The 14533-nt window shown below is 29.8% G+C and carries 18 protein-coding genes; 15 read left to right on the top strand and 3 right to left on the bottom strand.

What is annotated here, in order from left to right; genetic code table 11:
• Positions 1-79 precede the first annotated feature (79 nt).
• From SMGD1_RS10065 to SMGD1_RS10045, 5 genes are all read left to right on the top strand, one after another.
• Positions 80-295, top strand: coding sequence for a hypothetical protein (locus SMGD1_RS10065; RefSeq protein WP_008335386.1), 216 nt, complete (start codon positions 80-82; stop codon positions 293-295).
• Positions 292-921: a hypothetical protein gene (locus SMGD1_RS10060; RefSeq protein WP_008335715.1), complete on the top strand. Its 630-nt coding sequence runs from the start codon at positions 292-294 to the stop codon at positions 919-921. The genes SMGD1_RS10065 and SMGD1_RS10060 overlap by 4 nt, the downstream gene beginning before the upstream one ends.
• A 76-nt stretch (positions 922-997) precedes the next feature.
• The gene (locus SMGD1_RS10055) at positions 998-2659 is read left to right on the top strand and encodes a hypothetical protein (protein WP_008335629.1); all 1662 of its coding nucleotides are present in this window, start codon (positions 998-1000) and stop codon (positions 2657-2659) included.
• 66 nt (positions 2660-2725) lie between these two features.
• Positions 2726-4084: a type IV secretory system conjugative DNA transfer family protein gene (locus tag SMGD1_RS10050; protein ID WP_008336947.1), complete on the top strand. Its 1359-nt coding sequence runs from the start codon at positions 2726-2728 to the stop codon at positions 4082-4084.
• 89 nt (positions 4085-4173) lie between these two features.
• Complete coding sequence (locus SMGD1_RS10045) at positions 4174-4776, top strand: J domain-containing protein (protein WP_008335354.1); 603 nt, start codon at positions 4174-4176, stop codon at positions 4774-4776.
• 93 nt (positions 4777-4869) lie between these two features.
• Here the strand turns inward: SMGD1_RS10045 and SMGD1_RS10040 are convergent, their stop codons facing one another.
• Both SMGD1_RS10040 and SMGD1_RS14755 read right to left on the bottom strand, forming a co-directional pair.
• A complete protein-coding gene (locus SMGD1_RS10040; protein WP_008335433.1) occupies positions 4870-5352 on the bottom strand; it encodes a hypothetical protein in 483 nt (160 codons plus the stop codon).
• Positions 5353-5548: 196 nt separating this feature from the next.
• Positions 5549-5701, bottom strand: coding sequence for a hypothetical protein (locus SMGD1_RS14755; RefSeq protein ID WP_008336311.1), 153 nt, complete (start codon positions 5699-5701; stop codon positions 5549-5551).
• Between the two features lie 190 nt (positions 5702-5891).
• Here SMGD1_RS14755 and SMGD1_RS14750 point away from each other — a divergent pair, with 190 nt between their 5' ends.
• The 5 genes from SMGD1_RS14750 (at position 5892) to SMGD1_RS10020 (ending at position 11439) form a co-directional block, all read left to right on the top strand.
• Positions 5892-6062 carry a hypothetical protein gene (locus SMGD1_RS14750; protein WP_008335947.1) on the top strand — a complete coding sequence of 57 codons (171 nt, stop codon included), beginning with the start codon at positions 5892-5894 and terminating at the stop codon, positions 6060-6062.
• Between the two features lie 107 nt (positions 6063-6169).
• Entirely contained in the window at positions 6170-6733 is a 564-nt protein-coding gene (locus SMGD1_RS10035; protein WP_008335272.1) for a recombinase family protein, read from the top strand.
• Between the two features lie 288 nt (positions 6734-7021).
• A complete protein-coding gene (locus tag SMGD1_RS10030) occupies positions 7022-9217 on the top strand; it encodes a response regulator (protein WP_008336859.1) in 2196 nt (731 codons plus the stop codon).
• A gap of 273 nt (positions 9218-9490) precedes the next feature.
• A complete protein-coding gene (locus SMGD1_RS10025; protein WP_008337035.1) occupies positions 9491-10774 on the top strand; it encodes a GGDEF domain-containing response regulator in 1284 nt (427 codons plus the stop codon).
• A 203-nt stretch (positions 10775-10977) separates the two neighbouring features.
• Positions 10978-11439 (top strand): hypothetical protein, encoded by a 462-nt coding sequence (locus SMGD1_RS10020; RefSeq protein ID WP_008341261.1) that lies wholly within the window; start codon positions 10978-10980, stop codon positions 11437-11439.
• Between the two features lie 92 nt (positions 11440-11531).
• On the opposite strand, the gene SMGD1_RS10015 is transcribed toward SMGD1_RS10020, so the two are convergent.
• A complete protein-coding gene (locus tag SMGD1_RS10015; protein ID WP_039919947.1) occupies positions 11532-11786 on the bottom strand; it encodes a hypothetical protein in 255 nt (84 codons plus the stop codon).
• A 338-nt stretch (positions 11787-12124) separates the two neighbouring features.
• Here SMGD1_RS10015 and SMGD1_RS10010 point away from each other — a divergent pair, with 338 nt between their 5' ends.
• Genes SMGD1_RS10010 through SMGD1_RS09990 form a run of 5 tightly spaced genes read left to right on the top strand, consistent with a single transcriptional unit; the run spans position 12125 to position 14449 of the window.
• The gene (locus SMGD1_RS10010; RefSeq protein ID WP_008335496.1) at positions 12125-12619 is read left to right on the top strand and encodes a leucine-rich repeat domain-containing protein; all 495 of its coding nucleotides are present in this window, start codon (positions 12125-12127) and stop codon (positions 12617-12619) included.
• Entirely contained in the window at positions 12616-13005 is a 390-nt protein-coding gene (locus tag SMGD1_RS10005; RefSeq protein ID WP_008341260.1) for a hypothetical protein, read from the top strand. The genes SMGD1_RS10010 and SMGD1_RS10005 overlap by 4 nt, the downstream gene beginning before the upstream one ends.
• Positions 13002-13505: a hypothetical protein gene (locus SMGD1_RS10000; protein ID WP_008335890.1), complete on the top strand. Its 504-nt coding sequence runs from the start codon at positions 13002-13004 to the stop codon at positions 13503-13505. Before SMGD1_RS10005 ends, SMGD1_RS10000 begins: the two co-directional genes overlap by 4 nt.
• Before the next feature lie 3 nt (positions 13506-13508).
• Entirely contained in the window at positions 13509-13814 is a 306-nt protein-coding gene (locus SMGD1_RS09995; RefSeq protein ID WP_008335708.1) for a DNA translocase FtsK, read from the top strand.
• Positions 13815-13834: 20 nt separating this feature from the next.
• Positions 13835-14449, top strand: a complete 615-nt coding sequence (locus SMGD1_RS09990) for a hypothetical protein (protein ID WP_008336610.1) — start codon at positions 13835-13837, stop codon at positions 14447-14449.
• Positions 14450-14533: the final 84 nt, after the last annotated feature.

Here is a 14533-nt window from a genome sequence, read left to right as displayed (position 1 = left end):
TTTAATTGACGTTAATTAATATTAATTGGCTTTAAAACTGATTACTATCGTTAAACAAAAATAAAAAAGGAGATATAAAATGGCAGCAACAGAAACATTTAATGTAAGTTGTAAAAATGGTTCAATACCAAACGACAAATACTCAATAGAGTATTACAATGGTGAGTATAGAGCGAAGAGAGGAACTTTTGGAGGCGGGACGGGAATTGGAAGTTTCAGGTCAAGAGATGATGCTTACAGAGCTATTGAAAAAGATGCACATAGCAGCGGCGGAACAGGAGTAGTTATAAAATGAGTACAAAAGAAATAGGGATTAGAACCCAGTCGATTATTGATGGCGTTGACAAATGGCTAATAGTATATGTTGGAATACTTATAATTGGATCTGTTGCGTATGCATTATCTCCTTTTGCAAGGCATGAAATATTACGCTGGTTTTATTGGTTGACTGCTGGTATTGCTTGGCTTGGAGTTTATGTCGTTGCTGAGTCAGCTAGCATATTCCTTACTGCCATCATTAAAGGTGTAAGTTATGCTGAAGCAGAAGAAATAGATAAGGTTAACAGAGAGATAAAAGAAGCAAAAGCAGAGCAGAGATATGCCGAAGAAAGCGCTATAATGGCCCAAGACGCAGCTGTTAGGGAAGAACAAAGTCGAAACAATACTATAGGTTTAAATACAGGTACCTCTGCCGGATTTTTTGTATCAGTGAAACAGGTTTTTCGACTAGTTTTTTGGATATCTAAAACTGTGTTTTTAATGATGCTAATACCAGTTTTCATAGTTATATATCTTATACATAAAGATTTTTCTGAAATAAAAGAGACTATAAAGAGAAATATCGACTTGTTAGAAGAAAAATTTTTGAACCTAAAACAAAAATTTGCTAGACAAAAAGTTCCTGCGAACAACGAAGAGTAATTCTCTTCGTTACACTACACAAACACAACAAAAAAAATCAATTCAAACATTTAAATTATAAGGTAGATCTATAAGCATGAAAGTAACCGATTTAGAGAGAGAAAAGTATTTTACTACTATTGCAAACAATGAGATGCATGCAAGCAGCTTCTTAAAAAAAGTTAACTTAGTTTATTTAGCGGTAATGTTTGCATGGTTTTCTTTTAGTATGTATGCCGGCACAATATCATTTGACACGACGTTTAAGATGGAGATACAGTACCTTATTATATCTATAATAATGATAGCGCTTTTGGTATATGGTGGTCCAGCTCTTGGTTGGGGACTATTGCTTGTTATTCCAACTATATTCATATCGTTAAATAGATTTTCTGAAAGCGTAGAAACGGGTCTTAACGTAAATATCGACTATACCGTATTGCTTTATTCTGAATATGTTTCCATTGCTTTACTTGTGATAAATAGTGTTTATACATTTATTGTGTTTAACAAAACGAAGCTAAAGTTTAAACTTCCTTTTTTAAAAATATATTTATTTATTATTCCTTTGATGGTAATGATTGGGTTGAATATATTGAAAACATACTATGTAATAGAATTTATAACCGAAATATCCTTTTCTGTTTGGGCTTTTTTACAGGTAAGTGGCATCTTGTTGGTTTCATTAGGAAATCTTTTTATTAGATATTTGGCTGTTTTTCATGATGAATTGGAGTTGATAAAAAATGTTTTAAGACTTAGGTGGTTCGTCTCTATTTTAGTGTTTGTATCTGTTTTCCTGATTGCGTTTTTTTATGTGAATAAAAGCGTATATTATGATATTGAAACGTATTCAATGGTGTTTGGCGTCATTACAAGCGTGATATCCGTAACGGTAGTGAGCTATCTGTTTAAATTTTTCGAAGACACCATGTTGCTTTTGCCTTTAAATAAAGAGCGTAACATAGTGTCTTATGGAATAAATTACGTAGCTGGAACTTTGTTCTTATATGTGGGTATGGCGCTTTTTTTATCTGTGCTGACGCCTCAAACCTTTTTACCAAGTTTGCTTGTCCTTATTGTTTTTACGCTTGTTGTGTTGATTTTGAGAAACATATATAGTGCGAAAATGATGTTAGCGTTTCTTTTTGTTACTTTACTTCCTATTATAAGTTCTACGATTGAAGACTTTAGTCACATTCATGGATTTTGGGATTTTTTAGAATTTATTTTTGAGATAGTTGTTGCAGTGCCTTTATACTTTTTATTTGTGATTGTCGTTGGTGGAATTGTTGCAAGACCAATTTCGAAATTTCTTTACAATTATCAAACTGGACACGTGATGTTTATCCTGATTGGTTCTATTTCATTGGCCTTGATAGGCCCTGAATTGCAGAAATGGAAAATTGCGGATGGCGATATGTTTAAAATCACACATTCACGTAATGGCGCGCATGGCGTCGATTCAAAAGTAGCGGATAAGTTTAAGAAAAAAATTTATCTCAACAACTTATCTCTTTTTGACGTTGATAGTATTGATTCACAAGTTGCGGAAAAGTTTAACGAAGATTTAAAATCACAGAATTACAACTATCTCGTTAGATCAAAAAACTTAAAGATTTATAATGAAATAACCGATGAGACTAAGGCGTCCATACTTAATAGCCCATATCGTTCAAATCCTGATTTAATATATATAAAAGATCTTTCAGAAGAGGAGCAGTTCAAACAGATAGATCATACTAGTTCGAATATATAACATATGACAAATATTGTCATCCATATCCTGTAATATATCCATATTAAACCTCTAAAAGGACAGAATATGGCAGGATTTATTAAAGAGAGTACTCCAGAAGAAACACCAATAGTTAAAAATGATTTTAGACATGCATTATGTATTGGTGAGACAGGATGTGGAAAAACAACATCATTTATGCTGCCTAATATATCTAATAGAATTCAAGAAAATTATGGGATGTTGATAGTTGATATTAAAGGAAATTTACATTCGCATGTAAAAGCAATAGCAAGTAAACATGGAAGAATTAAAGATGTCAAAGAAATTGGAGTGCCATGGGGAGATAATATAAATATATTTGAAAATATTTCTAGATCTCTATTTCTGGACACACTAAGCAACGTTCACGGAGAAACAAAAGATAGGTTTTGGATATCATCGGCGCTTAATATTGCAGGTCAGATATACGATGTTTTTTCAATAGGTAAAAATCTGGAGGAATTACTTAGAAACAAACAAAACATTCAGTTTAATTATACTTTTAATCCCAAATCAATTAATGAAATACTGTCATCCTACTCTTCTGTAAAGGAATTTATTGATGCCTGTGAAAAAATAAGCAGAATGTTAGAGATTAAAAACATAGCAAATATGTATAAATATGGAATAAGTAAAAACGATTTATATTTAATAGCTCAGTTTGCAAATGATTTTTCCGCAGCTTCTAAAAATATAAAAATGTTTTATTCCGATATTGACCAAGACAACCCTGCAGCAGGTTCTGGAGGTGTGTTGTTCACGTTGCGAAGTCTTTTACAAAACTTTTCTCAAATTAGTCTTGATGGAGATACTGAGTTGAAAAAACTACTTGAGAGAGGTAGTATTGTTATATTACGTGCTGATTCATTTGATGAAAACATTACATTGTCAGTTATGAACATACTTTATAAAAGACTACTTATTAGAGATAACTCAAGGCCTATTACACTTTTTATTGATGAATTTCAAAGGAGTGTAAGCGAGAATAATATTCCGTATATAGATTTATTTCGCGAAATGAATGTTGAACTTATAGCTGCAATGCAAAATATCCGTCAACTTGAAAATAAAATTGGTGACACAAAGTGCAATGAGTTTTTAGGCAATATTCTGCATAACTATGAATATGCGAATCATATGGAAAATTCACTTGATACTTTTGAGTTTATACATAAAAATAAAAAGTCTCTTGCAAAACCAATATTTTTGACAAACAAAGAAAAAGTGCTAGCTCAGATGAGATGGCAAAACTTAATGGATAATCCATTGCCACTTGGATGGATATATAGTCGTCCAGATGGGTACAAAAGAGCAATTATTCTAAATGTTGCAACAAACAAAAGGAAATACTATTATATTCTAGATAAAAAATATACAGCCTCTAATAAACTAGACAACAGATAAAAATTATTTGGGGAAAAATTAGAATATTTTCAGTGACATAACGTGTCATATAAATTTAATAAACTTACTTCCAAGAAAAAGGAGTAATCATGCAAATATATATAATACTATTCTTAAATGCTATTATTTTTCGTATACTTACCTATATGGAGATTGAGCTATTTATTGAGAAAGTAAACATTCTATCTTTACTTAGTGTTACATATATTTTTATTCATGCAATATATAATAAACATTTTTTGAAAAGAACTTATCATATTCCTGAAGTAACGATAGTTGTTTTACTTGGATTGATTGCATATAACTACCTTTTTGCACACAAAAGTTTTTTAATATTATCTATATTTTTACTTGTGCTAGTTTTTGTTTTAGACAATATATACAACTCAATAAAGCTAAATACTAAAATTAATGGTGAACAAAAAAATGAAAAAACAAGATACTCATATGAAGAAAGTCAGCAAGAGCAGTTTCAAGAACAACAGCAGTCGTTTGAAGATGAGTTCAAAAACTATATAAACACTCAACTAGAAAGGAGTTTAGTACTTTTTAGTTTATCACACGATTACACACTTTTGCAATTAAAAAAAGCATACAAAAAAGCTGCACATTTAAATCATCCAGACAAGTTTCAAGATAGAGATAAGTGGAATGTCCCCTATAAACTAGACAGCTCCACAACCTGTAAGTAGTTTAGGAATAGAAGGTGGGTTTACACAGTTAGATTTACACTCTCTTTCTTAGGCTCTTTCGTTACTTTATAATTAAATTCGCCTTTGATATTGTTAAAAATATATACCCTCATGCGAATCATTAAATTCTTTGAAATTATATTTAAATAGTTCATACTCTTTTTCATCAATTTCATTTGCACTATCAAAAGAAAAACACTCATATAAATATCTATATGTAACAGCAAAATAGTTTCTCATTTCAGGAGTATAAGCTTCTTCTTCTAGTATTCTAGCAGCATTCTGAAGTGTTTTTATAACTTTAAATGCATAATAGATATCCTTTTTATTATTTTTTATACTTTCTTCTGTTATCTCTCTTAGTTCCGACTCACTAATACCTTCAACTTGAAATATTTCATCTGGATAATGTCGCTTCGTAAGAAAAAAATAAAATTTATATAAATCTTCTGAATACTTATCTAAGTCAATCTTGTCTGCATCTATATCATTATTATAATAAAGGTTTTTCATCCGTTGTAAATCTTCTTGAGACTCTTCTAAATTAATGTTATCACCATCTATATCAATGTTCATCTGTCTTCCTTTGTAATATCACTCATATTATTCACACATATCTTTTGTTTTAGTAGTAGTAATATCATAGCTTATGGTAAATTAGTTCTTCATAAATAAACTATTCATTCCTAGCTTCATCTAAACACTCTATTTCTTCTACTCTGTCCTTCCACAAGCCCACTTTTACTTGCTTAGCTCTTGATAAGACTTGCATCTATAGCAACTTTACTTTTGTTTTTGAGAGCTTTGTGATTTGCTTCTCCATTGATTGCATATTGGTGATTATTTTTGCCAATCTATTCAATTTTTTATCACTTAACACTCCATCACATGCTGCATAAGCATTTATGGCATATTTTTTTGTCATCCTAACCCTTACAATAGAAGGTATTTCTATAGATTTCAATGATGTGGAATGTCCCTTATAAACTAGACAGTTACTAAACCTGTACTTTGTGGAGCAAGTATAATTGTTCAAAAATACATATAACGACAGATACAATTGTAAATAATAGAGAAATGTTATAATTCATCTGAATTTTTTTATAGGAATTTACATGACATATGGCGAGTATCACTATCAAGTTAAGTATGACATGAAATTAAAAGATGGTGTATGGAAGGCTAATAAGCCAAATATAAAGATACCAATTAGAATGTCTAGAGAAGAGGCCGATAAATATTACACACTTAAATTTAGAGAGTATTGGAAGAAGTTTGACATATAAATACAATATTTATATTCTTCTAGCCTGTACCTTGTGGAGCAAACCTACCCTTTACAATTCTTCATAATATATGCGATAAATAGTAAGTTCAATAAAAAGGATTTATTATGTATGTAGGTTATGCAAGAGTTTCAACTTCCAGCCAAAATCTTGAGAATCAAATTGATCAACTTAAAGATGCTGGCTGTGTAAAGATTTTCTCTGAAAAAAAATCTGGTAAAAATAAAGCTGATCGTCAACAGTTTAATGTCATGATGGATTTCGTTCGAGAGGGAGATATCCTATTTATTACAAAGCTTGATAGATTAGCAAGGTCTGTAATAGACCTTCAGAATATTGCTAAGTTTTTAGAAGATAAAAATGTTAATCTCAAAGTCATTCAACAGAACATTGATACTACAACACCAGCAGGAAGATTATTATTTACCATGTTAGGTGCTATTGCAGAGTTTGAACGTGATTTAATAAATGAACGTGTTAAAGAAGGTATTGAGGCTGCAAAAAGAAAAGGTGTTCAGTTTGGAAGAAGAGCTATTTTATCTTTCAAGGATAAAAAGGTCATATGCAAACAGCACGAAAAAGGAAAGTCTGTTGCATGGCTTTCAAAGTTTTTTCATGTTGCTCGTAATACGATTTATAGAGCTATTAAAGATGTAGCTAAAAAGAAGTAGCCCATAAAATATTGTTCCAAAATTCAACTCTATTTGGAACAATATTTCCGTTACTAAAATTTGCTCCAAAACTTAGAGGTTATGAGGTTTAAATTTAGTATGGCTTCGAATACTGTAGCTAACTTGGTAGACTAGATAATAGCACTAAATACAGTATTTACAGAGTTTTAAAAAAAATAAATAAACTACATGAATTATTTTTAAGTTATAAAAGATAGAATATCATAATATTATATAAGTGTGATAAGTTTATTTTAAAATAAGCGAATAGATAAATTAGGACTTAAAATGCTAAATTGTGATACTCTAATTGAATTACCCAGTAATGAAAAATATAAAATATTGATTGTTGAAGATACCGAATTTATTAACAATTCTGTACTAAAGACATTATCAAGGTTTCATTATTCATGTGACCAAGCATTTACTGTAAAAGAAGCTACAGATAAGGTAAAGCTAAAAGAATATGATTTTGTTTTACTTGATTTAAATTTACCTGATGGTTCAGGTTTAAAACTACTGGATGAAACTGAGTATCTAACAAAAGCAAAAATAATTATTCTAACTGCAGAAACAGATGTTGAACAAAGAGAAGACCTTTTTAAAAATGGTATTTTAGACTATATAGTAAAGGATAAATACTTTAATAGTGGTGTATCTGATATAAGCAAAACAATTAAAGAATTAGAACTTAATAAAAACAGCAACATACTTGTTGTAGATGATTCTAGTTTTTTACAAACATATATTGGTAAGCTTTTAGGAGTAAGAAACTACAATATAATCCATGCCATAAGTGCTGAAGTTGGATTGGAAAAGTTAGAATCTCATCATGTAAACCTAATCATTTTAGACATGCAGTTACCTGGAATAAATGGTCTGGAACTTTTAAAAAGAATAAGAAAAAACAAAAATTTTTCTGACATACCTGTTATTATGTTATCAGGTTCTAGTACAGCTGAACTTGTTAGAGATAGTTTAAAAGCAGGTGCATCTGATTTTATACACAAACCTTTTAATGCAGAAGAACTTATTTTAAAAGCTGATATTGAAATTAAATCTGACAGACGAAATAGAGATATACTTTGTAGACAACAAATTCTTAATGATTATAAAGATGCAGTAGACAGAAGTAGTATTGTTTCAAAAACAAATACAAAAGGAATTATAACTTTTGTGAATGATAAATTTTGTGACATTTCTGGATATAAAATAGAAGAGCTTGTTGGTAAAAATCATAATATGGTTAGACATCCTGATATGCCTAAATCTACTTTTGAAGAAATGTGGAAAACAATTGAAGATAAAAAACCATGGTTTGGAAAAGTAAAAAATAAAACTAAAGATGGTGGCTACTATTGGGTAAATACTGTTATTAATCCAATAGTTGATTATGATGGCAATATAGTAGAGTATATCGGTATCAGAACAGATATTACAGAGTTAGAAAATATCAAATCAGAGTTAGAAACAAACCTTAATATATCAAATGATAATTTTAGTGAAGCATATAAGATTTCACAAGAATATCAAAGAGCAATAGATGAAAGCAATATACTATCTCGTGCAGATACAAAAGGAAAAATCACTTATGCGAATAATAAGTTCTGTGAAATATCAGGCTACTCTAAAGAAGAACTAATTGGGCAATCACATAGTTTAGTTAAACATCCAGATAATCCTAAAGAACTTTATTTAGATTTATGGAAAACGATAACTGATGGTAAAGTGTGGCATGGACAACTTAAAAATAGAGCAAAAGATGGAAGTACTTATAACGTAGAAAGTACAATAATTCCTATTATTGATAATAATGAAAATATTACTGAATACCTAGCTATTAGACATGATGTAACTGACATAGTCAATATGCATACAGAGATGGAGAATACTCAAAAAGAGATTATTCATAAAATGGGTGAAGTTGGAGAGAGCCGTTCTAAAGAGACAGGTTTCCATGTAAAACGTGTAGCAGAGTATTCAAGAACTTTAGCACTTTTAGCAGGTCTAAGCACTGAAAAAGCAGAATTATTATATTCAGCTTCACCTATGCACGATATTGGAAAAGTGGCTATTCCAGACAGCATACTTAAAAAACCTGGTAAACTTGATGATGATGAGTGGATAGTTATGAGAAGTCATGCTAAGATAGGATATAACATATTAAAAGAATCAAAAAGACCAATTTTAAAAGCTGCGGCGATGGTTTCGTATAGTCATCATGAAAAATGGGATGGTTCTGGATATCCAAATGCTATTGTTGGAGAAAAAATTCATATTTATGGAAGAATCACTGCAATAGCAGATGTCTTTGATGCACTGGGTAGTGATAGATGTTATAAAAAAGCTTGGGATGATGAGCGTATTTTTAATCTTTTTGAAGAAGAAAAAGGAAAACACTTTGATCCTAAACTCGCTGATTTATTTTTAGATAATAAAGAGAAGTTTATAGCTATACGTGATAAATATAAAGATGTAATATAATCATAATTTAGCTCAGAATACTGGAACTGCCATATATATCCTAAAATACCAAGTGATTAATGGGTAATAAGTTGGTTTACACAGTTTATTTTATGGTCTAGAAATCTCCACAACCAGTACCTTTTGGAACTTTTCCTTCATTTTTCAATATTGCGAAATAGTTGTTCCAAAACCTAGAGGTATTTAAACTTTTTATCGCATGAAAAATTTAACATTAAACATTTAAGCTGTATACTAATGATAGTAGTAAAAATCTTGTGATTATGAGAATATATGAAAAAAACAATTAAAATATTATTAATAGATGATAGTAAAACAATTTTAAATGCTTTAGAAAGTGAAATTTTTCGATGTATTGCAGGTAAGTGTGTACATAATTTTGAGATACTCAAAGCTGAAACTTTTACTGAAGCTAGTAAGATTATTAGAAAAGAGCATAAAGATATTTATGTAGCTGTTGTTGATTTAAACTTACCAGATTGTAAATCAGGGCAAGCAGTATTATTAACAAGTACACATAAAATACCTACTATTGTTTTATCAACAGTCGATAATGATGATGTAAAAGCTTTATTATTAAAAAAAGATGTTTTAGATTACACTAAAAAAGACTCTATGAATAGTATCGAGTATGTATCAAATTTTGTAAAGAAGGTTTTACGTAATTATGAAACAACAGCTCTTGTCGTGGATGATTCTAAAGTCTCTAGAAATGCCTTTAGAACTGACTTAGAAAAACTACGTATTAATGTACTTGAAGCAGAAGATGGTAAAGAGGCTCTTGCTATTATGGATAATCCTGATAATAATATTTCTTTGATTTTGACAGATTACAATATGCCAAATATGGACGGGGTTGAGCTAACAATAAAGTTAAGACAAAAGTATGATAAAGATGTTTTATCAATTATTGCACTTAGTGCTTCAGAAGAACTCAATATTTTATCGGACTTCATTAAAGAAGGTGCAAATGACTTTATAAGTAAACCACATAAATTTGAAGAATTAAATGTGCGAGTACATTCAAACTTAGACACCCTAGAACTTTTCAAGCAAACAAAGGATTTAGCAAATAAAGATTTTTTAACAGGTTCCTATAATAGAAGATACTTCTTTGAATCTAGTAAAGCAATACTTAATAAAAATCAACGTAAAGATAAAGAAGTAGCCGTAGCGACCTTGGATATTGACCTTTTTAAAAATGTGAATGATACTTATGGTCATGATGTTGGAGATGTTGCTATTCAAGAAATAGCAATAATTTTAGACAAAACGTTAAGAACATCTGATTTAGTGGCTAGGTTTGGTGGAGAAGAATATTGTATTTTACTTGAAGATATATCTCTAGAGGATACAAAACATTTATTTGAAAAGATACGTAGTAATTTTGAAAATAATGAAATAAAAGTAGATGATATAAGTTTAAAATATACAGTATCCTTAGGTATAGCCTATGGTAAAAGTATAGATATAAATGCACTTCTTAAAGTATCTGATGAAGCATTGTATGAAGCTAAAGATACTGGACGGAATAAGGTAATTATACATAATATTTAATCTTATAACTAAGCAAATCATCATCGAGTATTTTCATCTTCAAACTTTATAATTAAAAAATTGATTAAGTTCAAAAATCTGTTCTTTTAGGAACAAGCCTATCCTTAATATTAAATAGGTTAGCGAGTAGTTTTTCAGTACAATAGTTTATAATAAAAGAAATGCCTAAGCACGACATACATACAATTTTTAGGAAATATAATATGAGTGTAAGAAAAGATTTAACCAATAAAACTTTTGGGAATTTATTGATTAAGGAATTTAGTCATGTAAATAATACGCATGCAATGTGGAATGTGATTTGCAATAAATGTAAAAAATCATCTATAGTCTCATCATCTAATTTACTATCTGGTAATACTAAAGGATGCCAGTACTGTAGAGATAAAAATCTTAGTGTTAATAAAATAAAGCATGGATTATGTGATAGCAGACTTTACAATAGGTGGCAAACATTAAAAGAAAAAGGAGTACTTTGCTCCGAATGGAAAGAATTTAAAAATTTTCATAATGATACATCTACTTTATTTGAAGAAGGTTGCTCACTAAGAAGAGTTGATAATTCAAAGCCACACTCCAAACAAAACAGTTTTTGGTGCAAGCCAAGAGTTAACCACACAATCGCCAGTGAAAAAATATTTTTAAATAAACAAAAGATAAAATAATAGACCTTCACAAGTTATTATAAAAGAACCATGGTAGAGTGTAATTTGAGAGTTATCAAACCTGTAGGTTTTGGAACTTTTTTGAAAAATACTTATTTATTTTCCTTTATATTGTCCCAATACTTTCTAAGTTTTTCAGTGTAATAAATGGCAGCATCTTTTCTAGACATTCTTCGAGGGATTTTCATATAAGCTGGTTTTGATACCCAGTTTCCATTTACAAGTTTCATATCATACTTAACACGGTAATAATATTCTCCATAAGTCATAATATCAAAACCCTCTATTTCAGTATTTTGAATTATATCACAACCTAGAATACGAATCTTTTGTGATTTTCGATTCAAAGTAAAATTTTTACGTTTATTCTCTTGATATGTAAGTTTTGGAGCAAAAAAGTTGTTGTTCCAAAATTCAGGTCTTTGTGGAACAAGATTTATAACAGCTTTACTTGTTCCAAATATAAGTGTTTATTGAGAGGACCTTATAGTTTTATAAAAATATTCCAACTTCTTCATTACAAGTCATGTTTAAGCACAGTTTTGACCCTATAAATATACTTTTTAGCTTCATAAATGATTCATATTGTTACATAATTATATGAATTTACAAATTTATCCCATTTTTACCATCTTTCGCGAAATTATTTCGAAGCTGATTTGTATGTGAAGACAAAGGAGAGAAAATGAAAAAAAATCAAATAAAAAATTTAATCACAGACAGTGATTTAAACAGTCAATGGGTTTATGAAGTATTAGAGTGGGCAGACAAATATAATGTCACTGATGTTATGCAGATTTGTAATACTCATAACTATCAAACTTACGAAGAAGCTTTAATAAGTTTACAATGCATCAATGCATCAGGAAAAGGAATTGAATATCTTCCTAACTCTATAGGAAAATTAATTCATTTAGAGTCTGTAAATATTTCAAAAAATTTATTATCGTCTATCCCTTCATCTATAGGTAACTTATTTAACTTGCATACATTGGACTTATCATCAAACCATATAGAAAAGCTTCCTCCTGATATAGCAAAGTTACTCTCGCTGAAAAGCTTAAACATATCGTGGAACCATATGAATCAACTACCTAGTTTTTTATCCTCGATGGATGGATTAGAAAAATTAGATACTTCATGGAATCGTGTAAAAAATACAAATAGGAAACTGATATGACACGTCCAGAAAAAGTTACCAAGGAATATTTAAAAGAACAGTTGTCTACCCTTGGTTGGATAGGCACAAGAATTAGTTCTACAAATATAATTGAAAATCCAAAATTAAAAAAGCGTTATTTTTGGATTTACCACTATGAAATGCCTTATGAATCAGCAAAAGAAGTGTTTTGGAAAGAAGAACATAAGTTGTCATTTAAAAAAGCAATGGATTTAATGGATAAGTTAGAAGAAAATAAAATTCCATATGCAATGATTAGCAACACATTCCATAGACTAGGCACTAAAGTATTTAATTATGAAAAATTAAAACAAGAGTGGCCAGATATGAAATTTGCAGTTTCATTTGATGAAGACACAGATGAAGAATATAAAGGGTTCAAATGAGTAATAATTTAAATCACTATCTCGGTTTTGAAAAAGAAGAAAAGTACATGAACATATGGGATTCTATTAGATATAAAAAAGTTGATTCCATAGATAAGCGAGTCAATCAGATTATTTCGATCTTTGAAAAACATGTAGAAAGTACCATGCTATTTAATAAAGACTATACCTTGATTCAAGCTCTTTATAGACAAATGCACCAAGATACAACATTCTATATGAGCAGTAAAGCAAAAGACATGATATGTGAAGTAGATCCTTCTTATAACTCTGTTTTCACTCGTCGGAAATGTGTAAGGACTTTAAAATATATTGGTGAAACAAGTGGTGGTTTAACTTATGGGAAAACATATATATCAAAATACTTTAATGGAGCTAGGTATACAATCGAAAAAGATGATAATGGTATAGAGTCTTCTTGTGGTTCTCTGTATTTTGAATGGATAGACCTATTGCCATCAACTATAGAACATGTGAACTCACTCTCAGAGAAAGGATGAGAAATGAATACAATGAAGGATGTGATAGAGTTTATGAAGTTTATACAAACACTAAACTTTGATAAAAATTCTCTTTGTAGTGATAAAACAGTGAATACTTCTGAAAAAATATCTACAAATGAAAACGAAGAAATGGTTTACAAAAAGGTTAAAAGCATAGTTTTTAATGATAAAAAAACTTCTGTTTCATACATACAAAGAAAACTTGGACTTGGTTATAATGCAGTAAATAAAGCTATAGAACAATTAGAACTTGATGACGTAATATCCTTTCGTGATGAAAACGGTATTAGAAAAATATTGAAGTAAAAAATAAAAAGGATATTTAGATGGCAAAAATTAGTAGAGAAACAATATTGGAAGCTACAATAAAAGGTTTGAATAAAGCTCAAAAGAAACACCTAAAATGGACAAATGATGAAGAGGGAGTTAGTAATGGAGCAGAATATGTATTAACTACATATATAGCTGAAACTATTGGCGACAGTGAAGATATAGGCTCTGTCTATGTTGAAGAGCATATTAAGGACTTATATGAAGCAGTTGGGAAAAAAGCACCTAAAGAAATAGAGGATTATAGTAGAAAAGGTGGTAGAGCGGATATTGCCATATACTTGAAAAATAAAAATCCTTTAGCAATTATTGAAGTTAAAAACTCTGTTAAGAACCAAGAAAAAGTAATGCTTGATATAACACGAATTAAGCAGCTACTCAAAGATGAAGTAATTGAGTATGGAATTATTGCATTTATCTCAGAATTTCAAAAACCATCAATAACACAACAAGATGTTGAAAAAATGACTCTAGATTTAATTAAAAACTGTAGATATGGGATAGATGAACTACAATATAAATATATGACAGATATGTTTCATCCTACAGAAGCAAGTAATGATTCCATGTGGGCTTGGAGTAGTGTTGCAATATTATTTTCAAAAAAGTAGTATGAAAATATGAGGCTATTAGATACTACTGACTTACACCTCAATAAAACATGGCTTGATGTTGATGTAGAATATTTAGAAAAT

Source organism: Sulfurimonas gotlandica GD1 (genome assembly GCF_000242915.1).
Classification (GTDB): Bacteria; Campylobacterota; Campylobacteria; order Campylobacterales; family Sulfurimonadaceae; genus Sulfurimonas; species Sulfurimonas gotlandica.
The sequence above is the reverse complement of the archived record's forward strand: the minus strand, read 5'-3'. Positions and strand labels throughout refer to the sequence as shown.